This is a genomic window from Chitinimonas sp., from assembly GCF_041904975.1.
Taxonomy (GTDB): domain Bacteria; phylum Pseudomonadota; class Gammaproteobacteria; order Burkholderiales; family Chitinimonadaceae; genus Chitinimonas.
Map to the genome: position 1 here is coordinate 1 of NZ_JAYRLZ010000056.1, position 19,186 is coordinate 19,186.

Below are 19,186 nucleotides of genomic sequence, written 5' to 3' on the forward strand. Positions count from 1 at the left end.
CAGCTACCGGCTGGCGCGCCAGGTAGCGGTGGATGTAGCCGGCTACGGCCGCATGCATGGCGATATCGCCTGGGGCGGGAACTGGTTCTTTCTGGTCAGCGATCACGGACAGCATCTGCAGGCTAATCAAATACCCCGGCTGACCGACTGCGCGGTGAAGATACGCGAGGCCTTGCAGCGGCAAGGTATTTGCGGTGCCGCTGGCGCCGAAATCGACCATGTCGAGCTATTTGGCCCGAGCGAGATTGCCGACGCCCGCAACTTCGTACTGTGCCCTGGTCTCGCTTACGATCGCTCGCCCTGTGGCACCGGTACCAGCGCCAAGATCGCCTGTCTTGCGGCCGATGGCCTGCTGCCGCCGGGACAGATCTGGCGCCAGGAAAGCATTATCGGCAGCGTATTCGAAGCGAGCTGGCAAGAGATCGGGGCGCAGATCGTGCCGTCGATCAGCGGCAGCGCCCATATCTGCGCCAAAGCCGAATTGTTGATCGACAGCAGCGATCCGTTCGCCTGGGGCATCCGCAGCGCAAACCCGGCTCCGGCGGTATGAAGCCGGAAGTGTTGATCATCGGCGCCGGCATTGTCGGTGCCGCCCTGGCCGAGTGCTGCGCCCGCCACGGGCTGCGCACCCTGGTGCTGGACAGCGGCCTGCCCGGCGCCGGCACTACCGCGGCCGGCATGGGCCATCTGGTCACACTGGACGGCAGCGCAGCCGAGCTGGCGCTGAGCAGCCGTGGTCTGCGCCTATGGCAGGCACGCCGTGCCGATTTGCCGGCGGCTGCGGCCTATTCAGCCTGCGGCACCCTGTGGCTGGCGCGCGATGAGGCCGAAATGCACGAGGCCGAGCGCAAGCACGCCATCCTGCAAGCCTCCACACCGGCCCGGCTGCTGAACCGCAGCGCCCTGTATGCCGCCGAGCCGAATCTGGCCGGCGGCCTGCAAGGCGGCCTGCTGCTGCCGGACGAGGCGGTCATCTATCCGCCGGCCGCCTGCCATTGGCTGCTGGAACAAGCGCAGAGCCTGGGCGCCGGTCTGATCAGCCATTGCCCGGTGGCGGCGGTGGAAGACGGCAGCGTCGTGCTCGGCAATGGCCATCGCATCCGCGCGGATCGCGTGGTGCTGGCAGCGGGCTGCCAATCGCGCAACTTGTTGCCCGAACTACCGCTGCTGCCACGCAAGGGGCAGCTGGTGATCACCGAGCGCTATGCCGGCCTGGTGCGGCACCAGCTGGTGGAGCTGGGCTATCTGCAATCGGCCCATGGTGACGGCGACAGCGTCGCCTTTAATGTGCAGCCGCGCCCGACCGGGCAATTGCTGATCGGCTCCTCGCGCGAGTCGAGCGACAGCCTGGACCCGGAACTCAACTGGCCGCTGCTGCAGCGCATGCTGCGTCGGGCGTTTGACTACCTGCCTGCCTTGCAAGCCGTGCAGGCGATCCGCTGCTGGAGCGGTTTTCGCCCAGCCACGCCCGACAAGCAGCCGCTACTGGGCCGGGCGGTCGGCTACCAGAAGCTATGGCTGGCAACCGGCCACGAAGGCCTGGGCGTGACCACGGCGCTGGCCAGTGCCGAACTGCTCAGCGCCCTGATGCTCGACCAAGCGCCGGCCATCGACCCGGCACCATTCGATCCGGCCCGATTTAGCAGAGCAGCGGCGGCGATACCCTGCCTGCAGGAGGCCAATGCATGAGCACCACTGCACACGTTTGCATCACCATCGATGGCCAGCCGGTAACACTGGCTGCCACCAGCAGCCTGGCCAGTGCGCTGGGCAAGCTGGGCAGCCGCATCTCGGTCGGCGGCCAGCGGCGCGCACCGTTCTGCGGCATGGGGGTGTGCTTTGAATGCCGGGTCACGGTCAACGGCCAGGCGCATCAGCGCGCCTGCCAGATCCTGCCCGAGCCCGGCATGGAGGTGTGGCGTGAACGTTGAACAGCCGGTCGATATCGCCATTATCGGCGCCGGCCCGGCCGGCCTTGCCGCCATGCAGGCGGCACTGGCCGGTGGCGCCCGGGTAGCGCTGATCGACGACAACCCGCTGGCGGGCGGCCAGATCTGGCGCGGCGGTCAGCATCCCGATCCGCGCTATCGGGCGGCGCAAGCCTGCCTGGGCCACGAGCGGCTGCAGGTTTTTACTGGTTGCCGACTGGTGGCAGCACCCGCAGCCGGCACCTTGCTGCTGGAGGAGCGTGAGCACAGCCGGCTGCTACGCTACCTGCGCCTGATCATTGCCAGCGGCGCTCGCGAGCGCCTGCTGCCCTTTCCGGGCTGGACCTTGCCCGGCGTGACCGGCGCCGGCGCCCTGCAGGCGATGGTGAAACAGGGTTTGGATGTGCGTAGTCAGCGGGTCGTGCTGGCCGGCAGCGGCCCCTTGCTGCTGGCAGCGGCCGACACCCTGCTCGACGCAGGCGCCGATCTGCGCTGGATCGCCGAGCAGGCCAGCTGGCGCGATCTGGCCGCATTTGCCCTCGGCCTGCATCGCTATCCCGGCAAACTGTTGCAGGCAGCAGGACTACGCTGGCGCTTGCGGCAGGTGCCGTATCGCAGCGGCAGCCATGTGGCGGCGGCCCTGGGCCGCGATAGCCTGCGTGCAGTGCGTATTCAAGCGCCCGGCCGCAGCATCAAGATCGAATGCGACTGGCTGGGCGTGGGCTATGGTCTGCTGCCCAATACCGAGCTGGCATCGACCCTGGGCTGCACCATACGCGACGGCGCCGTGCAGGTGGATGCGCTGCAGCGCAGCTCAATCGCCAATGTGTATGCCGCCGGAGAAGCCACCGGCATCGGCGGCGTCGACAAAGCCTGGCTGGAGGGCCGCCTTGCCGGCCTGCATGCCACCGATCAGCACCGCGAGCTTGCCGCCTTGCAGCGCCAACTTGGCCATGCCCAGCGCTATGCCGGTCATTTGGCGCAACACTTCACGCTATCGCCCGCTATCAAGCAACTGGCCGAGCCCGACACCGTGGTGTGCCGCTGCGAGGACGTCAGCTATCGCCAGCTTGCCGCCATGGGCAGCTGGCGCGAGGCCAAGCTGCAAACCCGCTGCGGCATGGGCCCCTGCCAGGGCCGCATCTGCGGCGCTGCCTGCCAGAGTCTGTTCGGCTGGTCCCATGTCGGCAGCCGGCCACCCCTGCAGCCCGCCCGCCTTGGCACCCTGGCGCTGACTGAAATCCCCCAAGCAAAGGAAACACCATGTCTGTGAAATTCGAAGGCGTGATGCCCGCCATCACCACCCCGTTCAATGCCGATCTGAGCATCGACCATGGCGCCGCAGCGGCCAATGTGCGCTGGCTGGTGGAGGCTGGCTGCACCGGCATCGTGCCCTGCGGCTCGCTCGGTGAAGGCGCCACCCTGGATTTTGACGAAAAGGTCGCCCTGATCGAGACCTGCGCCAAGGCGGTGGATGTGCCGGTGATCCCCGGCATTGCCGCCCTGTCCACCCGCGAGGCGGTCAACTTGGCAAAGGCGGCCAAGACGCATGGCGCACGCGGCCTGATGGTACTGCCACCCTATGTGTACTCGACTGACTGGCGCGAAATGAAGGCGCATGTGGCCGCTGTCATCAGCGCGACCGATTTGCCCTGCATTGTCTACAACAACCCGGTGGCCTATCGCACCGACTTCTCGCCAGCGCAAATCATCGAGCTGGCCGACCAGTTCGACAACATCAAGGCAGTGAAGGAATCCAGCACCGATGTGCGCCGCATCAGCGCGCTGCGTGCACTGGCGGGCGATCGCCTGGCGCTGGGCGTCGGCGTGGACGACTGTCTGGTGGAAGGCGTGGCCGCCGGTGCGCAATTCTGGATTGCCGGTCTGGTGGATGCACTACCGCATGAATCAGTATGCCTGTTTGAACTGGCGCGTGCCGGCCGCTGGCAAGAAGCTGCCGAACTCTATGCCTGGTTCCTGCCGCTGCTGAGGCTCGATACCGTGCCGAAGTTCGTGCAGCTGATCAAACTGGTGCAGGAAAAACTAGGGGTGGGCAATGCACGGGTGCGTCCGCCACGACTGGCCCTGCAAGGCAGCGAGCTGCTCGAAGCCGAGGCGATCATCGCCCACGCCTTGGCCACTCGCCCAACGCTGAACCACTAAGGAAGCGCTGAATGAATCGAGTTTTCAACCAGCATCGCCGGTCCCGGGAAACCCGGTACTTTAGCGGCAGAAGGTAAGTTGTTGATTCCTTACTGCTCTATTCCGCCCCCGCCACCGCGGGGGAACCGCGCTGTCGGCGCGTAAGTGGATTTGTTCAGCGTTTCACTAACAGCCAAGGAAGTTTTGGACAAAGTGTTCAACATGCAGCAGACACGGTCACCAGCCCCTGCAGAACAGCGGCACTGTGCTTGCACGTCTTGTCGATTTGCTCAGAGCTTCCCTCGCTATCCGTTTAATGATCTTGTTTGATAAGGAATCCCCATGTTGCTCGGACTCTCCCTGATCGGCTATGCCTGCGCCAGTGAACAGACTGCCGGCTTTTACGGCGTCGACCCCAGCAATGGCGAAGCACTGGCGCCGCGCTATCACAGCGCCAGCCCGGCCGAACTGGACAGGGCCGCCAGCCTGGCCAGCGCCGCCGCCCGACCCTATGCAGCACTGGGCGGCCGGGTGCATGGCGCCTTTTTGCGCGGCATTGCCGAGCGGCTGGAATCTCTGGCCGCCCCCCTGGTCGAGCGGATACCGCGCGAAACCGCCTTGCCGGAAGCACGGGTACGCAGCGAGCTGGCCCGTACCTGCGCCCAGCTGCGCCTGCTGGCCACTGAGGCGGAAGCCGGCCACTGGGTCGACGCCCGCATCGAGCGAGCCGACCCGATCCGCAAACCCTTGCCGCGCCCCGATACCCGCTCCATGCTGCAGCCGCTGGGGCCAGTCGCGATTTTTGCCGCCAGCAATTTCCCGCTGGCGTTTTCGGTGGCCGGTGGCGACTGTGCCGCCGCGCTGGCGGCCGGCTGCCCGGTGATCGTCAAGGCGCACTCTGCCCACCCCGGCACGTCCGAACTGGTCGGCCGGGCCATAGTCGATGCCGCGCTGGCGCTTGATCTGCCCGAAGGGGTGTTTTCGCTACTGTTTGACGACGGTATCGAGTTGGGGCGGCAGCTGGTCCAGCATCCGGCCATCGAGGCCGTCGGTTTTACCGGCTCGCAGCGCGCAGGTCGCGCCCTGATGGATCTCGCCGCCGCCCGGCCAAGGCCGATTCCGGTATTTGCCGAGATGGGCAGCAGCAATCCGGTGATCCTGTTGCCGCAAGCGCTGGCCAGCGATGCCGAGGCCATTGCCGATGCGCTGGCGTCTGCCATCGTGCAGGGCAATGGCCAATTCTGTACCAAGCCCGGCTTGATCATTGCCATGGGCTCGGTCGGCTTTGAGCGACTGCGCCAACGCCTGATCGACCGACTGGCATCTGTCGCACCTGCCGCCATGCTGAGCGCCGGGCTGGCTGCAACATATCGCGATGGTCTGGACAGCCGCGCCGCACAAACCGGCGTAAACCGCCTGCTCGCCGACCACGGTGGCACGCATGCGGTGAGCGCACAGTTGCTGGAAGTGGATGCAGCCACCCTCCTGGCCCAGCCGGCGCTGGCCGATGAGTTGTTTGGCCCGGTCAGCCTGCTGGTGCGCTGCCGCGATCGCGTCGAGGTATTGCAATTGCTGGACAGCCTGGGCGGCCAGCTGACTGCCACCGTCCATGCCGACCCGAGCGAAATGGCCTATTGGCCGGAACTGCCCGATGCAATGGCGCGCAAGGCTGGCCGCTTGCTATTCGGCGGCGTGCCGACCGGCGTGGAAGTGGGCCTTGCCATGGTGCATGGCGGCCCCTACCCCGCTGCATCCGACAGCCGCAGCACCTCGGTCGGCACGGCGGCCATGCTGCGCTTTGCCCGGCCGGTGTGTTACCAGAACTGGCCGGACAAACTGCTGCCAGCCGCCTTGCAAGATGGCAATCCGCTGGGCCTGCGCCGGCTGGAAGCGGGCCATGGTGCGACGGGGCCGCAAGCGAACAACAGCATGCAGCTGCACTTTCACGCGGCAACCTGAAAAGCTGTTCGCAAAATGAGCAAGGGGCCGTCAGCCGCGGGGAACCGCGCCTGTGGTGCGTACGCGGCTTTGTCCAGCGCCTCTTGCGCCGGCGGCATGGCAAACCGGTCTGACACTATCGCAGACACGACTTGCTGTATCTGCACGGCACACGATGACTGGCCTACCATGGCGCTTGCCGTAACATTGTCCGCAAACCCGATAACTACCCGAGTGATGTCAAGATGAATGCGCCCCAGCACACCGCCGTTTCCCGTCTCGCCGCCCTGCGCCAGGCCATGAGCACGCAGGGCCTCAGCGCCTGTCTGATTCCGTCGGCCGACCCGCATCTATCGGAATATCTGCCACGACGCTGGCAAGGCCGACGCTGGCTGAGCGGCTTTCATGGCTCGGTCGGTACCCTGGTGGTGACCGCCGACTTTGCCGGCCTGTGGGTAGACAGCCGCTACTGGACCCAGGCCGAAACCGAGCTGGCTGGCTCGGGCATCCAGTTGATGAAGATTGCCGTGGCCAGCGATCCGGCCCATGTTGGCTGGCTGGCAGAAAACCTGCCCGCAGGCGCCGTACTGGGCGTGGATGGCAGCACCCTTGGCCTGCTGGCCGGCCGCAGCCTGAGTGCGGCGCTGAGCGCAAAGGGCATCAGCCTGCGTACCGATATCGACCTGCTCGAGGCGATCTGGGCCGATCGCCCTGGCCTGCCATCGGAGGCGGTATACGAGCATCTGCCACCGCATGCAACGGTATCGCGCACCAGCAAACTGGCCGCCCTGCGCAGCGAAATGAGCCGCCTTGGCGCCGATGTACACCTGATTTCCACCACTGACGATATCGGCTGGTTGCTGAACCTGCGCGGCGCCGATGTCAGCCATAACCCGGTTTTCCTGGCCCATGCACTGCTCACTGCGCACTCGGTCACCCTGTTTGTCGCCCACGGCAAAGTGGCGCCTGCGCTGGCCGCATCCCTTGCAGCGGACGGCGTACAGCTGGCCGACTATGCCGCAGCGAAATCGGCACTGGCAGGCTTGCCCGCCAATAGCCGCCTGCTGATCGACCCGCGCCGGGTAACGCTGGGCCTGGTGGAAGCGGTGCCGGCCGAGGTCCGGCTGATCGAAGCGATCAATCCGACCACCTTTGCCAAATCGCGCAAGACAGCAGAAGAAGCCCGGCATATCCGCGCCACCATGGAGCAGGACGGCGTCGCATTGTGCGAATTTTTCAGCTGGCTGGAGCAGGCATTGGCCAGCGGCGAGCGGATTACCGAGCTGACCATCGATGAGCAGCTCACCGCCGCGCGCGCGCGCCGCCCCGGCTTTGTCAGCACCAGCTTTTCGACCATTGCCGGCTTCAACGGCAATGGCGCCATGCCGCATTACCGCGCAACTGAAGCCAGCCATGCGGTGATCGAAGGCGACGGCCTGCTCTTGATCGACTCGGGCGGCCAGTATCTGGGCGGCACCACCGACATCACCCGCGTCGTGGCGATCGGCAAGGTGTCGGCCGCGCAGCAGCGCGATTTCACCCTGGTGCTCAAGGGCATGATCCAGCTGTCGATGGCGCGCTTTCCGCGCGGTACGCGCAGCGTGCTGCTCGACAGTCTGGCGCGGGCGCCGATCTGGTCGGCCGGCATCGACTACGGCCACGGCACCGGGCATGGCGTCGGCTACTTCATGAATGTGCACGAAGGCCCGCAAAGCATTTCGCCTCATGCACCCAACGAGGCCTATACCGCCATGGAACCGGGCATGGTCACCTCGAACGAGCCAGGTATCTATCGCCCCGGCCAGTGGGGGGTACGCATCGAGAACCTGTTGCTGAATGTGCCAGCGGCCGCCAGCGAATTCGGCGAGTTCCTGCAATTCGAAACGCTGACCCTGTGCCCGATCGATCGTCGCTGCATCGATGTCGAGCTATTGCGCCAGGATGAGCGCGACTGGCTCAATGCCTACCATGGCGAAGTCGCACGCCGTCTTGCACCCTTGCTTGATGGCGCTGCCCTGGCGTGGCTGCACCGCAATACCGCAGCTATCTAGGCCGGCATGCAAAACGGGGATGGCATAAGCCATCCCCGTTTTCTTCGACTCTGGCCACTATGGCGGCCTTATTCACATTGTCCCGACTCACGCAGCCCGCGTCTTGACCGCTTGCATCGGCGCACTCAGAGCCTCGTAAGCGCGCTTGAGCTGGGCATCGAGTTCCACCGTCTGCTGGCGGATACCGGCCTCGATCTCGGTCAGCTCATTGATGCGATCTTCCAGCGTATCTGTGGCCTTGTGAATGCGCTTGACGCTTTCCAGGCGACGGCGCAACTGCATCTGATGCTCGCGCACCTGGGTTTCCATCGGTGCCATTACCGCCTTCAGCCAATTATCGACATCGCGGTTCGCCACCTCATAGACATACACGACACGGCTGGCGATGGTCTCGAAGAATTTCTTGGTCATGGCATTCTGCGAGGTGGTCAGAATGGCGCCCAGAGTATTGAAATGCTCATTGAAACTGCGCTCCAGCCGGGCAATTTCCTTGTGGTATTTCAAGGTGGAAAACGGCGGCGGCGCCACCGAGCCCAAGCCGTGCTCTTCGCTGAATTTCTTGTACATGCCGGCCATCATTGCCTGGATTTCAGCAACCTGTTCAGCCGACTTCGTGATATTGCCATTCACGTCTTTAAAGAACTTCTGCATGGCAGAGGTCAAGCCGGACGAAAAGCTCGAACCTTCCATATCGGTACGCATCCGCGTGATTTTGTTCTTCAAGACATCGACACCGAGATAGCCGAACAGCACATTGGTCTGTTGTGAAAACACCGAACGCAAGGCCTGGAAGCGTTGCATACCGCGCTCGAAGTGCACTTTCTCTTCAGCGATCTTGTCCAGCATATGCTCGATCACATCGCGATTCTTGCCGCGCAGGGCGGTTAATTCATCGAGCTGTTCTTTCACGCCATCGCGACGGGCATTCAGAATCCCGCGCGTAGCCAAAACCAGATCTTCAACCTCGGTGTGGGTATTGTCGCGGACGATTTCCTGTTTGGAAGGGATCAGGTCTTCAGACAGGGCTGTCTCAAGGCGCACCAGGCGGGCTTTTTCGAGCAGCGGTTCATCGTCATTGATCTTTGCCACCAGGCCTTTTTGGGCGGAAACCGGGAATACCTGCGATGGTTTGATACCAAGCAAATCGGCACTGGTTTTTACCTGGCGATCAATTTCGCCATCGATTTCCGCCTCGCTTTTCAGGCTATCCCATAGGCCATCAATCTTGTTCAATACAACAATGCGGCCACGCTGACCACCTTGCGAGCGGCCGATATGATTGCGCCACACATCGATATCGGTCTTGGTAACACCGGTGTCCGCCGCCAGAATAAATAAAATCGCGTGCGCATTAGGCAATAGATTCAGCGTCAATTCCGGCTCGGTACCGATGGCATTGAGGCCAGGCGTATCGAGAATCACCAAGCCTTGCTTGAGCAAGGGGTGCGGGAAATTGATGATGGCGTGGCGCCAGCACGGGATTTCGATCTTGCCGTCGTGTACCTGCAGCTTGTGATCGGGGTCATTCTCGTCATACAGGCTGTATTTCTTGGCCTCTTCGACACTGACCCATTTTTGCTGGCCCACCTGTTGAAATGCAGCCAGCATGGCATCGCCGGAATCAATATCCAGCGGCACGGAAACCCATTCCTCCGGATAACGCTTGTATTCGGATGTGGTGGTATCGCTGGCCCGGGTTTCGATCGGCAATAGCTGGATGCAGTTGGCGCGCGCCGGATCGTACTGCAGCTCGGTCGGGCACATGGTGGTGCGGCCTGCTGATGAGGGCAGCACGCGTTGCTTGTATTCGGCAAAAAAGATCGCGTTGATCAGCTCGGATTTACCGCGGGAGAATTCGGCCACAAAGGCAATATTGAGCTTATCGTCGCGCAGCTTGTCCAGGAGGTGCTGAATGCGCATATTGGTTTGCGCATCGTTCAGATCCTGCTCCGACAGCCAGCGCTGCAACTCGCCAATACGCTGTATCAAGTTGCCACGCCAAGCGCTATAGGCTTCGAAGTCTGCGACCAGATTATCGTGTGCCACTTGAATTTCCCCTCGCGGATCGCCGCTGCGCCGCTTTTTGAATTTCGAACCAGTTGCGACTGGCTGAGCTGATCAAGAAAAACGCCCGATATTTCAAGGGCAGAATGTCATTAAATAACGATGATCGACATGGCGCAAGCTCGGGCGTCGCCGACGACCGGCACTGTGCAGCAGGATCATCGGCAGGCAGGGCAACTCGCCAACCGGAATTTACGACAATAGCATATTTTGTCGCCCGACGGGCCATGCAGCTGGCCGCCAGCCGTCCGCAATACCGCCAGCCCTATACCTGACAATACGGGCACCAGAAGGTGGAACGCTGGCCGTGGCGGGTGCAGGCAATCAGGCTGCCGCACTGGTGGCAAGGTGCTTGGTCACGCCCATACACATTGTATTGCTGCTGAAAATAGCCCGGCGCGCCATCGGCCTGATGAAAGTCGCGCAAGGTGCTGCCACCGGCCACAATCGCATCGCGAAGGGTTTGCCGGATTGCCTCGCACAGCCGGGCACACTCGTCACGGCCAAGGCTGCCCGCCGGCCGCCCCGGCAAGATGCGCGCACGAAACAGCGCTTCGCTTGCATAGATATTGCCCACCCCGACGACAACCCGGCTATCCATGATGGCCAGCTTGATGGCGGCAGAGCGCCCGGACAATGCCTGTTGCAGGCTCTCGGCAGAAAACGCATCCGACAGGGGCTCCGGCCCCAGATCGGCCAGCAGCGGATGCGCTTCAACCGGCGCCGGCTGCCACAGCAGGCAACCAAACCGGCGCGGATCGCGAAAACGGAGAACTTTGTGCTGCTGCCCCGCTTCAAACAGCAGATCGATATGGTCGTGTTTTTCCGCAGGCGTAGCCGGTTCGACAAAGCGCAAGCTTCCCGACATGCCGAGATGGATGATCACACTGCCGGCATCTGCATTCAGCAGCAGGTATTTGGCCCGCCTCGATACCGATTCGATGCGGCGCCCGCAAACCAGCTCGGCAAGATTGGCCGGCACCGGCCAGCGAAACTGCGCATTGCGAACGACAACCTCGCGCAGCACCGCGCCACCGACTATCGGAGCAATGCCCTTGCGGGTCGTTTCAACCTCAGGAAGTTCTGGCATGGCGATAAAAGTTCGTCAATATGAATAAATCGCGCACTAAATCCGTTTGCGACAGTTGTGGTAACACTTCGCCGGACTTTACCATGCTTGCCAGCGCCGCCTTGGCGGCAAAGGAAACCATCATGTCATACCGTCATCTTGCGCTGAAGCTCACCGGATTCGCCCTGCTCGCCCTACAACTGGGCGCCTGTGCCAGCTTGCCGGCCGCGCCTGCCACCAAGGTCGCAGCGGCAGGCGAGCCGGCGAAGGAAGCGGCACCACCAGAAGCTGCGGTAAACCTCGAAGATGAAGGGCAATATCCGAAGCAGGCGCTGACCCGTGAATTGCTGTTCGGCATGCTGCTCGGTGATATCGCCGCCAGCCAGGGTAACCGCCAGCTTGGCGCCGAAGCGTGGTTGCAACTGGCGCAACGAACCCATGATGCCCGTGCCGCCAAGCGTGCGCTGGAAATCGGCCTGTCTGCCGGCCGCCTCGACATTGCCCTGGGCGCTACGCGTTTGTGGCGTGAATACGAACCAGAGGCGATGACCGCACGCCACGCCATGCTGACCTTGCTGGCACGCAGCAATCAGTTGGCCGAAGTCGAGACCGAGTTGCAAAGCTGGCTGGCCGCCAGCCCCAAGGACGCCCCGGCTGTGCTGCTGCAGATCCATACCCTGTGGCCAAACGATGCCGACAAGAATGCCCTGCTGGAACTGACCAAGCGCATCAGCGCACGCTACCCACAGCTGCCCGAGGCACAAATGGCGATTGCCCTGGCCGAGCGTGACGCCGGCCATGCCGAGGAGGGCGAGGCCGCCGCAGACCGGGCGATTGCGGTGCGCAAGGACTGGGAGGCGGCGATCCTGTTCCGTAGCGGACTGACCCAGCAGCGCTCGACCGAGGCCGCCATCGACTATCTACGCCAGGCCAGCAAACAAGCCCCGGCCTCCATCGATATCAAACTGTCGCTGGCGCGCCTGCTCAATGAAGCCGGTCGCTTTGCCGATGCGCAGCTGCAATACCACCAGCTTGGCGCCATGCAGCCGGACGAGGTGGAGTTCCCGGTCGGCGAGGCCTTGGCGTCACTGAAGCTGCGTGACTATGCCGGCGCACAGGGCGCACTGGAACGCGCACTGAAGCTAAGCCCGAAGCGGCCAGCCGCGCTGCGCTACTACCTGGCGGTAACCATGGAAGAGCAGTCCCGCCTGGAAAAAGCACGCGAACTCTACCGCAGTGTCGATGACCCCGAATACCAGACCCAGACCGCCATGCGGCTTGCCCATATCGAAGCCAAGCTGGGCCAGCGCGACGCCGCACTCTCTGAATTGAGCAAGCTGCCCAATGTAGAGACCAGCGACCAGATCGCCCGCCTGCAAGTCGAGGCACAGATCTGGCGCGAGCTGAAGGACCTGGACCGCGCCCGTGCCGTGCTCGATCAGGGCCTGCAAACCCATAAGGACAACGCCGACCTGCTGTACGACCGCTCGCTGATCTTTGACCTGCTGGGCGATGTATCCGGTGCCGAGTCCGATCTGCGCCGCTATCTGGCGCTGAATCCGGACAGCCCACTGGCCCTCAATGCACTGGGCTACACCCTGGCCAACCGCACCTCGCGGCTCGATGAGGCGGAAGAGCTGATCCGCCGCGCCCTTGAGAAAGAACCCAAAAACCCGGTGATCATGGATAGCCTCGGCTGGGTACTGGTCAAGCAAGGCAAGTTTGCCGATGCCACCAAGCTGCTCGGCCAGGCGTTTTCAGCCATGCCCGACGCGGAAATTGCCGCCCACTATGGCGAAGCCTTGTGGCGCAACGGTAACCAGGAGGCCGCCAAGAAAGTCTGGGCGGAAGGCCGCAAGATCGACCCCAAACATGATGTACTGGCCGAAACCATGCACCGACTGACCGGCCAATGAGGCGCCTGCTGCTAGGCATGTATTCAGCCGGCCTGCTGGCTGGCTGCTCCTCGGTTCAAGCCCCCGTCGCCAAGTCTGAATTGCCCGCAAAATACGCCGTCAGCGGCCGCGTCGCCGTGCAAGCCCACGGCAAGGGCTATCCGGCGGCGCGCTTCGAGTGGAAACACGACAACACTGCCGAGCAGGTCGACCTGAGTAATCCGCTGGGCCAAGTCGTGGCCCGGCTGGAGCTATCAAGTAACGCGGCGCGTTACACCGACAGCAACGGCCAGCTGCACGAAGCCGCCGATATCGAAACCCTGACCGAGCGCGCCCTGGGCTGGCGACTCCCTGCCGAAGGCCTGCGCTACTGGCTGCTCGGCCTGGCCGCGCCAGGACGAGAAGCGCACTGGTCGCGCAGCGAAACCGGCAAGGTCCTGGAACAAGATGGCTGGCAGATTCGCTACAAAGGCCTGGATGGCAGCATGCCAGACGGTCTTACCCTTAGCCGCCCCGAACTGGAAATCCGCATCCTGCTGTCCGACTGGCAGCTAGCCTACGCACAACCATGACCTTTCACCGCTTTTTTGCCCCAGCCAAGATCAATCTGTTCCTGCATGTCACCGGCCGGCGAGCCGATGGCTACCATCTCTTACAGACTGCCTTCCGTCTGCTCGATTACGGTGACGATATCGATATCGCCATCAACCAAAGCGGCGAGATCACCCACGCCAACCCCTTGCCCGGCGTGCCGGTGGAAAGCGATCTGGTGATCCGCGCCGCCCGCCTGTTGCAAGCCGAATCCGGCACCGCCCTTGGCGGCGGCAGCTCCGACGCCGCCACCGTACTGATGGCGCTGAACCATCTGTGGGGCTTGTCGTTCACTCGCGAACAATTGCAGGCGCTAGGCTTGCGCCTGGGAGCCGATGTTCCGTTCTTCATTTTTGGCCGCGATGCGTTTGCCGAGGGTGTGGGCGAACAACTACAGGCGCTGGCACTGCCCGAGCAATGCTATCTGGTACTGATTCCGCCCGTTTCGGTGCCCACTGCCGAGATTTTTTCGTCGCCGGGCTTGACACGAAACAGCAAGCCCATAATAATGGCCGCCTTTCCAAGCAGCCAAGTCCGAAACGACCTGGAAGCAGTCGCCAAGGAAAAGTATCCGATCATTGCAGATCACCTCGATTGGCTAAGCCAATTCGGTAAAGCAATGATGACTGGATCAGGCGCTTGTGTATTTGCTGCATTCAATACACGAAAACAAGCTGAATCTGTAATGAAGCAAAAGCCTGCCGATATGCAGGGTTTCATTGCAAACAGCATGAAGCAGCACCCTTTGTTTGGTTTATTGGATTAGTTGTTTTATCCGGTAAATATGTAGGGGAGTCGCCAAGTGGTAAGGCATCGGATTTTGATTCCGACATTCGTAGGTTCGATCCCTACCTCCCCTGCCAGTAATTGCAATGCGTATGGGCGGCAAGCCAATGCGCTTACCTAACGCAAAAAGAAATCAGAAAGCGTGTAATGACGATTACACGCTTTCTTTTTTTGTCAAGGATCCGAGCATGGCCTACGAGAGCTTGATGGTATTCACCGGCAACGCCAACCCGCAGCTTGCGGATGCGGTTGCCAAACACCTCGACATTACCGTTGGCCGTGCCACTGTCGGTCGCTTCAGCGATGGCGAAGCCACCGTCGAGCTGCTGGAAAACGTGCGAGGCCGCGATGTGTTCGTGCTGCAGTCCACCTGTGCACCGACCAACGATAACCTGATGGAAGTGCTGTTGATGGTAGACGCGCTCAAGCGCGCCTCGGCCGGCCGGATCACCGCCGCCATGCCTTACTTCGGCTACGCCCGCCAGGACCGCCGCCCACGCTCGGCCCGCGTGCCGATCTCGGCCAAGGTGGTTGCCAATATGCTGACTGCCGCTGGCGTCGACCGCCTGCTGACGGTTGACCTGCATGCCGACCAGATCCAGGGCTTCTTCGACATTCCGGTGGACAATATCTATGCCACACCGGTACTGCTCGACGATGTCCGTACCAAGAATTACGAAGACCTGATGGTGGTATCGCCCGACGTCGGTGGCGTGCTGCGCGCCCGCGCCATGGCCAAGCAGCTCAATACCGAGCTGGCCATCATCGACAAGCGTCGTCCCAAGGCCAATGTGGCTGAAGTGATGCACATCATCGGTGATGTGGAAGGCCGTACCTGCCTGATCATGGACGATATGGTCGATACCGCCAACACCCTGTGCAAGGCCGCCGAAGCGCTGAAAAAGCACGGTGCCAAGCGGGTTCTGGCCTACTCCACCCACCCGGTGCTGTCCGGCCCGGCGGTGGATCGCATCGGCCAATCCGAGCTGGACGAGCTGGTGATTACCGACACCATTCCGCTCAGCGAAGCCGCCAAGAAGTCCGACCGCATCCGCGTGGTCAGCCTGGCGCCGCTGCTGGCTGAGACCTTGCGTCGCATCAACAACGAAGAGTCGGTTTCCACCCTGTTCGTTGATTGATTTTTCGGGCTCGCCGCAGGCGGGCCCTTTCGCCGTACTGCCTGGTCGCGGGCCGTACGTTTTTTGTTGTTGAGGAGTTTGAACATGACTATCGAAGTTATCGCCAGCAAGCGCGTCGAACAGGGCACCGGAGCGAGCCGCCGCCTGCGTCGCGCCGGCCAGGTCCCTGGTATCGTTTACGGTTTCGGCATCGAGCCGGAAGCCGTTACCCTGAACCACAACGACCTGTACCACGCCATGCAGCACGAAGCCTTCCACGCTTCGATCCTGAACCTGAACATCGACGGCAAGACCCAGCCGGTTCTGCTGCGTGACGCGCACTACCACCCATGGAAGCAACAAGTCATGCACGTTGACTTCCAGCGCGTGAATCCGAACGAAAAGATCCACATCAAGGTGCCGCTGCACTTCATCAACGCCGACATCGCCCCTGGCGTGAAGCTCGGCGGCGGTATCGTGTCGCACGTGATGACCGAAGCCGACATCGAATGTCTGCCAGGCAAGCTGCCCGAGTTCATCGAAGTGGATCTGGCCAAGCTGGACGCCGGCCACTCGCTGCACCTCGACGCGATCAAGCTGCCGGAAGGCGTTGAATTCGTTGCTCTCAAGCACGGTGACAACGCAACCGTCGCTACCATCCTGGCCGTTCGCGGCGGTGGCGAGGAAACTGCCGCCTAATTGGCTGCGCAGCTCGAAAACGGCTCGCCTTGCATGGTCTTGGCGGGCCGTTTTTACATGCAGGCCCGCCCTGCTTCATTCGCCAAGCTGAATTGATCACCCATCATGAGCACGCCCCCTATCCGCCTGGTTGTCGGCCTGGGTAACCCCGGCCCCGAGTATGTCGATACCCGCCACAACGCCGGCTTCTGGTGGGTGGATGGCCTCGCCCACGATCTGTCGGCCACGCTCAAGCCGGAAAGCAAGTTTCATGGCCTCGCCGCCCGCAGCCTGCGCGACGGCAGCGAGGTTTGGCTATTGCAGCCCACCACCTTCATGAATCGCTCCGGCCAGGCCGTGGCCGCGCTGGCACGCTTTTACAAGATCCTGCCCAATGAGATCCTGGTGGTGCACGACGAGCTCGATCTCTTGCCCGGCGAAGCCAAGCTCAAGCAAGGCGGCGGCCATGCCGGCCATAACGGCCTGAAAGACATCCAGGCCATGCTCGGCTCGGCCGACTTCTGGCGCCTGCGCCTCGGCGTCGGCCACCCGCGCACCCTGGGCTTGAACCAGCCAGTGGCGGACTTCGTGCTGCACCGGCCGCGCAAGGACGAGCAGCCATTGATCGAGGACGCGATCGACCGCAGCCTCGCCGCCTGGAAATGGCTGTCCAGCGGCGATATGGTGAAGGCCACCATGACGGTGAACACCAAGCCCAAGCCACCACGACAGGCGCCCTGATCCCATGGCCCGATTGCCATGCCGGCACAACTTGGCAAGCATGCCGAACATCAACCACACTGACGCCCATCATCCGCGCCGCGCCCAGCGCGCGCTTACATCAAGGAATATCCCATGAGTCTGAAATGCGGCATTGTCGGCCTGCCCAATGTTGGCAAGTCCACCCTGTTCAACGCACTCACCAAGGCCGGCATCGCGGCGGAAAACTACCCGTTCTGCACCATCGAACCCAATGTCGGCATCGTTGAAGTGCCCGATCCGCGTCTGGCCGAGCTGTCCAAGATCGTCAACCCGCAAAAAATCCAGCCCGCCATTGTCGAATTTGTCGATATCGCCGGCCTGGTAGCCGGCGCCAGCAAGGGCGAGGGCCTGGGTAACCAGTTCCTCGCCAATATCCGCGAAACCGATGCCATCGTGAACGTGGTGCGCTGCTTCGACGATGAAAACGTGGTGCACGTGGCCGGCCGGGTTGATCCGCTTGCCGATATCGAAGTGATCGTCACCGAGCTGGCCCTGGCCGATATGGCCAGCGTGGAAAAAGCCATCCAGCGCGAAGGCAAGAAGGCCAAGTCCGGCGACAAGGACGCGCAAAAGCTGGTGGCACTGTGCGAATCGCTGCTGCCCCACCTCAACGAAGGCAAGCCGGCACGCACCCTCAAGCTCAGCGACGACGACAAGGCCCTGCTCAAGCCGCTTTGCCTGCTCACCATCAAGCCGGCCATGTATGTCGGCAATGTGCTGGAAGACGGCTTCGAGAACAATCCGCACCTCGACCGCCTGCGCGCCCACGCCGCCGCCGAGGGCGCCCCGGTGGTGGCCCTGTGCGCCAAGATCGAAATGGAATTGTCCGATCTGGACGACGCCGACAAGCAGGCCTTCCTCGACGACCTCGGCATTGCCGAGCCCGGCCTGAACCTGCTGATCCGCGCCGGTTATGACCTGCTGGGCCTGCAAACCTACTTCACCGCCGGCGTGAAGGAAGTACGCGCCTGGACCATCCACAAGGGCGACACCGCCCCGCAGGCCGCCGGCGTGATCCACACCGACTTCGAACGCGGCTTTATCCGCGCCCAAACCATCGCCTTTGAAGACTTTATCGCCTACAAGGGCGAACAAGGCGCCAAGGAAGCCGGCAAGATGCGCGCCGAAGGCAAGGAATATGTGGTCAAGGATGGCGACGTGCTGAACTTCCTGTTCAACGTCTAAGCAACAAGTACCGCCCGAAGCCAGATAAAGCAAAGCCCCGCAACTGCGGGGCTTTGTCATGAAAGCGGCCCAAGGTTGGCACAGCGCTTGACCCTGGAGCAAGGTCGAAGGATTAAGCTCGGTGTTTTGAATGAGGACGAATCGATGCTCCGCCAACTATTACGCCTTGTTGTTGCCAGCCTGGCCGCCCATGTCTTGGCAGCTGAGCCCGGTGCCTTGCCCGAGGTGGGGTTTGCCGTTATCAAGACCTCGCAGGTTGCGGTCCGCCAGGCGCTTCTGGTGCCGGGGGGTGAGCTGGGTAAGCGGCTCAATTCCAACTTTTCCGCCTTTCTGATCAAGCACCGTAACGACTACCTGCTGTTCGACACTGGCCTCGGCAAGCAGATCGATACGCAGTACCGCGACAGCATGCCCCTGTGGTGGCGACCGTTTTTCAGCTATGAGCAGCCGGTGATCAGTGCGCGCGAGCAGCTCGATGCGGCCGGCATGCCGCCGCCGAAGCGGGTGATTCTCAGCCATAGCCATTGGGACCACGCAAGCGGCGTGCCGGACTTTCCCGAGGCGCAGATTGCCGTAGCCGAAGCCGAACAGGTGCGCCTGCGCGATCCAAGCACCGGCCCCGGCGGCACCTGGGCAGCGCAAGTCGGTGCCACTGCCATACAGTGGGAAGCCCTGAACTTTCAGCCCGTCCCGTATCGGGGCTACCCGGAAAGCCTGGATATTTACCAGGATGGCTCTGTCGTGCTGGTGCCGATGCCGGGCCACACCCCCGGCTCGGTGGGGCTGTTTGTAAGCACCGATAGCGCAAAGGTGTATTTCCTTATTGGCGATGTGGCCTGGACGGTTGCGGCGCTCAAACAGGGCCAGCCCAAGTTCTGGGTGGCAAGCAAGCTGGTGGATGGCGATGCGAAGCAAACGCAGTCGGCACTGGAAAAAGTGCAGGCACTGATGCAGGCCGACCCAGCCTTGCAAGTGGTGC

Annotated in this window: 17 protein-coding genes and 1 tRNA gene; 16 read left to right on the forward strand and 2 right to left on the reverse strand. The window is 62.6% G+C overall.

Going from position 1 to position 19,186, the window contains the following annotated elements:
* From ACE3OH_RS07665 to ACE3OH_RS07695, 7 genes are all read left to right on the forward strand, one after another.
* On the forward strand, window positions 1-550 hold a 550-nt coding region (locus ACE3OH_RS07665), incomplete at its 5' end, for a proline racemase family protein (RefSeq protein WP_374350370.1).
* Window positions 547-1,689: an NAD(P)/FAD-dependent oxidoreductase gene (locus ACE3OH_RS07670; RefSeq protein ID WP_374350372.1), complete on the forward strand. Its 1,143-nt coding sequence runs from the start codon at window positions 547-549 to the stop codon at window positions 1,687-1,689. The genes ACE3OH_RS07665 and ACE3OH_RS07670, both read left to right, overlap by 4 nt.
* Window positions 1,686-1,931: a (2Fe-2S)-binding protein gene (locus ACE3OH_RS07675; RefSeq protein ID WP_374350375.1), complete on the forward strand. Its 246-nt coding sequence runs from the start codon at window positions 1,686-1,688 to the stop codon at window positions 1,929-1,931. The genes ACE3OH_RS07670 and ACE3OH_RS07675 overlap by 4 nt, the downstream gene beginning before the upstream one ends.
* The gene (locus tag ACE3OH_RS07680; RefSeq protein ID WP_374350377.1) at window positions 1,921-3,201 is read left to right on the forward strand and encodes an FAD-dependent oxidoreductase; all 1,281 of its coding nucleotides are present in this window, start codon (window positions 1,921-1,923) and stop codon (window positions 3,199-3,201) included. The genes ACE3OH_RS07675 and ACE3OH_RS07680 overlap by 11 nt, the downstream gene beginning before the upstream one ends.
* Entirely contained in the window at window positions 3,192-4,091 is a 900-nt protein-coding gene (locus tag ACE3OH_RS07685; RefSeq protein WP_374350380.1) for a dihydrodipicolinate synthase family protein, read from the forward strand. Before ACE3OH_RS07680 ends, ACE3OH_RS07685 begins: the two co-directional genes overlap by 10 nt.
* Window positions 4,092-4,412: 321 nt before the next feature.
* A complete protein-coding gene (locus tag ACE3OH_RS07690) occupies window positions 4,413-6,029 on the forward strand; it encodes an aldehyde dehydrogenase (NADP(+)) (protein WP_374350381.1) in 1,617 nt (538 codons plus the stop codon).
* A 224-nt stretch (window positions 6,030-6,253) separates the two neighbouring features.
* Complete coding sequence (locus tag ACE3OH_RS07695) at window positions 6,254-8,059, forward strand: aminopeptidase P family protein (RefSeq protein ID WP_374350384.1); 1,806 nt, start codon at window positions 6,254-6,256, stop codon at window positions 8,057-8,059.
* A gap of 87 nt (window positions 8,060-8,146) precedes the next feature.
* Here the strand turns inward: ACE3OH_RS07695 and ACE3OH_RS07700 are convergent, their stop codons facing one another.
* Entirely contained in the window at window positions 8,147-10,105 is a 1,959-nt protein-coding gene (locus ACE3OH_RS07700; protein ID WP_374350390.1) for a dynamin family protein, read from the reverse strand.
* A gap of 283 nt (window positions 10,106-10,388) precedes the next feature.
* Window positions 10,389-11,213: a bifunctional DNA-formamidopyrimidine glycosylase/DNA-(apurinic or apyrimidinic site) lyase gene (gene mutM, locus ACE3OH_RS07705; RefSeq protein WP_374350394.1), complete on the reverse strand. Its 825-nt coding sequence runs from the start codon at window positions 11,211-11,213 to the stop codon at window positions 10,389-10,391.
* A gap of 122 nt (window positions 11,214-11,335) precedes the next feature.
* On the opposite strand from mutM, the gene ACE3OH_RS07710 reads away from it, so the two are divergent.
* The 9 genes from ACE3OH_RS07710 to ACE3OH_RS07750 all read left to right on the forward strand — a co-directional run.
* On the forward strand, window positions 11,336-13,108 hold the full coding sequence (locus ACE3OH_RS07710) for a tetratricopeptide repeat protein (RefSeq protein WP_374350396.1): 1,773 nt from the start codon (window positions 11,336-11,338) through the stop codon (window positions 13,106-13,108).
* Complete coding sequence (lolB, locus tag ACE3OH_RS07715) at window positions 13,105-13,659, forward strand: lipoprotein insertase outer membrane protein LolB (RefSeq protein ID WP_374350399.1); 555 nt, start codon at window positions 13,105-13,107, stop codon at window positions 13,657-13,659. Before ACE3OH_RS07710 ends, lolB begins: the two co-directional genes overlap by 4 nt.
* On the forward strand, window positions 13,656-14,444 hold the full coding sequence (gene ispE, locus ACE3OH_RS07720; protein WP_374350402.1) for a 4-(cytidine 5'-diphospho)-2-C-methyl-D-erythritol kinase: 789 nt from the start codon (window positions 13,656-13,658) through the stop codon (window positions 14,442-14,444). Before lolB ends, ispE begins: the two co-directional genes overlap by 4 nt.
* Window positions 14,445-14,466: 22 nt before the next feature.
* A tRNA-Gln gene (locus tag ACE3OH_RS07725) sits at window positions 14,467-14,541 on the forward strand.
* Between the two features lie 111 nt (window positions 14,542-14,652).
* Window positions 14,653-15,603, forward strand: coding sequence for a ribose-phosphate pyrophosphokinase (locus ACE3OH_RS07730; RefSeq protein WP_374350405.1), 951 nt, complete (start codon window positions 14,653-14,655; stop codon window positions 15,601-15,603).
* 84 nt (window positions 15,604-15,687) lie between these two features.
* The gene (locus ACE3OH_RS07735; RefSeq protein ID WP_374350407.1) at window positions 15,688-16,281 is read left to right on the forward strand and encodes a 50S ribosomal protein L25/general stress protein Ctc; all 594 of its coding nucleotides are present in this window, start codon (window positions 15,688-15,690) and stop codon (window positions 16,279-16,281) included.
* 105 nt (window positions 16,282-16,386) lie between these two features.
* Window positions 16,387-17,001 (forward strand): aminoacyl-tRNA hydrolase, encoded by a 615-nt coding sequence (gene pth, locus ACE3OH_RS07740; protein WP_374350410.1) that lies wholly within the window; start codon window positions 16,387-16,389, stop codon window positions 16,999-17,001.
* Between the two features lie 114 nt (window positions 17,002-17,115).
* The gene (gene ychF, locus ACE3OH_RS07745) at window positions 17,116-18,207 is read left to right on the forward strand and encodes a redox-regulated ATPase YchF (RefSeq protein WP_374350413.1); all 1,092 of its coding nucleotides are present in this window, start codon (window positions 17,116-17,118) and stop codon (window positions 18,205-18,207) included.
* Between the two features lie 144 nt (window positions 18,208-18,351).
* Window positions 18,352-19,186 (forward strand): MBL fold metallo-hydrolase (locus tag ACE3OH_RS07750; RefSeq protein ID WP_374350415.1); only part of this gene is annotated, 835 nt, incomplete at its 3' end.

Bases quoted from the DNA above. Each gene is read 5' to 3' on its own strand.
- ACE3OH_RS07670 (WP_374350372.1), top strand. From the start codon at position 547: ATGAAGCCGGAAGTGTTGATCATCGGCGCCGGCATTGTCGGTGCCGCC.
- ACE3OH_RS07675 (WP_374350375.1), top strand. From the start codon at position 1,686: ATGAGCACCACTGCACACGTTTGCATCACCATCGATGGCCAGCCGGTA.
- ACE3OH_RS07685 (WP_374350380.1), top strand. From the start codon at position 3,192: ATGTCTGTGAAATTCGAAGGCGTGATGCCCGCCATCACCACCCCGTTC.
- ACE3OH_RS07690 (WP_374350381.1), top strand. From the start codon at position 4,413: ATGTTGCTCGGACTCTCCCTGATCGGCTATGCCTGCGCCAGTGAACAG.
- ACE3OH_RS07695 (WP_374350384.1), top strand. From the start codon at position 6,254: ATGAATGCGCCCCAGCACACCGCCGTTTCCCGTCTCGCCGCCCTGCGC.
- mutM (WP_374350394.1), bottom strand. From the start codon at position 11,213: ATGCCAGAACTTCCTGAGGTTGAAACGACCCGCAAGGGCATTGCTCCG.
- ACE3OH_RS07710 (WP_374350396.1), top strand. From the start codon at position 11,336: ATGTCATACCGTCATCTTGCGCTGAAGCTCACCGGATTCGCCCTGCTC.
- lolB (WP_374350399.1), top strand. From the start codon at position 13,105: ATGAGGCGCCTGCTGCTAGGCATGTATTCAGCCGGCCTGCTGGCTGGC.
- ispE (WP_374350402.1), top strand. From the start codon at position 13,656: ATGACCTTTCACCGCTTTTTTGCCCCAGCCAAGATCAATCTGTTCCTG.
- ACE3OH_RS07730 (WP_374350405.1), top strand. From the start codon at position 14,653: ATGGCCTACGAGAGCTTGATGGTATTCACCGGCAACGCCAACCCGCAG.
- ACE3OH_RS07735 (WP_374350407.1), top strand. From the start codon at position 15,688: ATGACTATCGAAGTTATCGCCAGCAAGCGCGTCGAACAGGGCACCGGA.
- pth (WP_374350410.1), top strand. From the start codon at position 16,387: ATGAGCACGCCCCCTATCCGCCTGGTTGTCGGCCTGGGTAACCCCGGC.
- ychF (WP_374350413.1), top strand. From the start codon at position 17,116: ATGAGTCTGAAATGCGGCATTGTCGGCCTGCCCAATGTTGGCAAGTCC.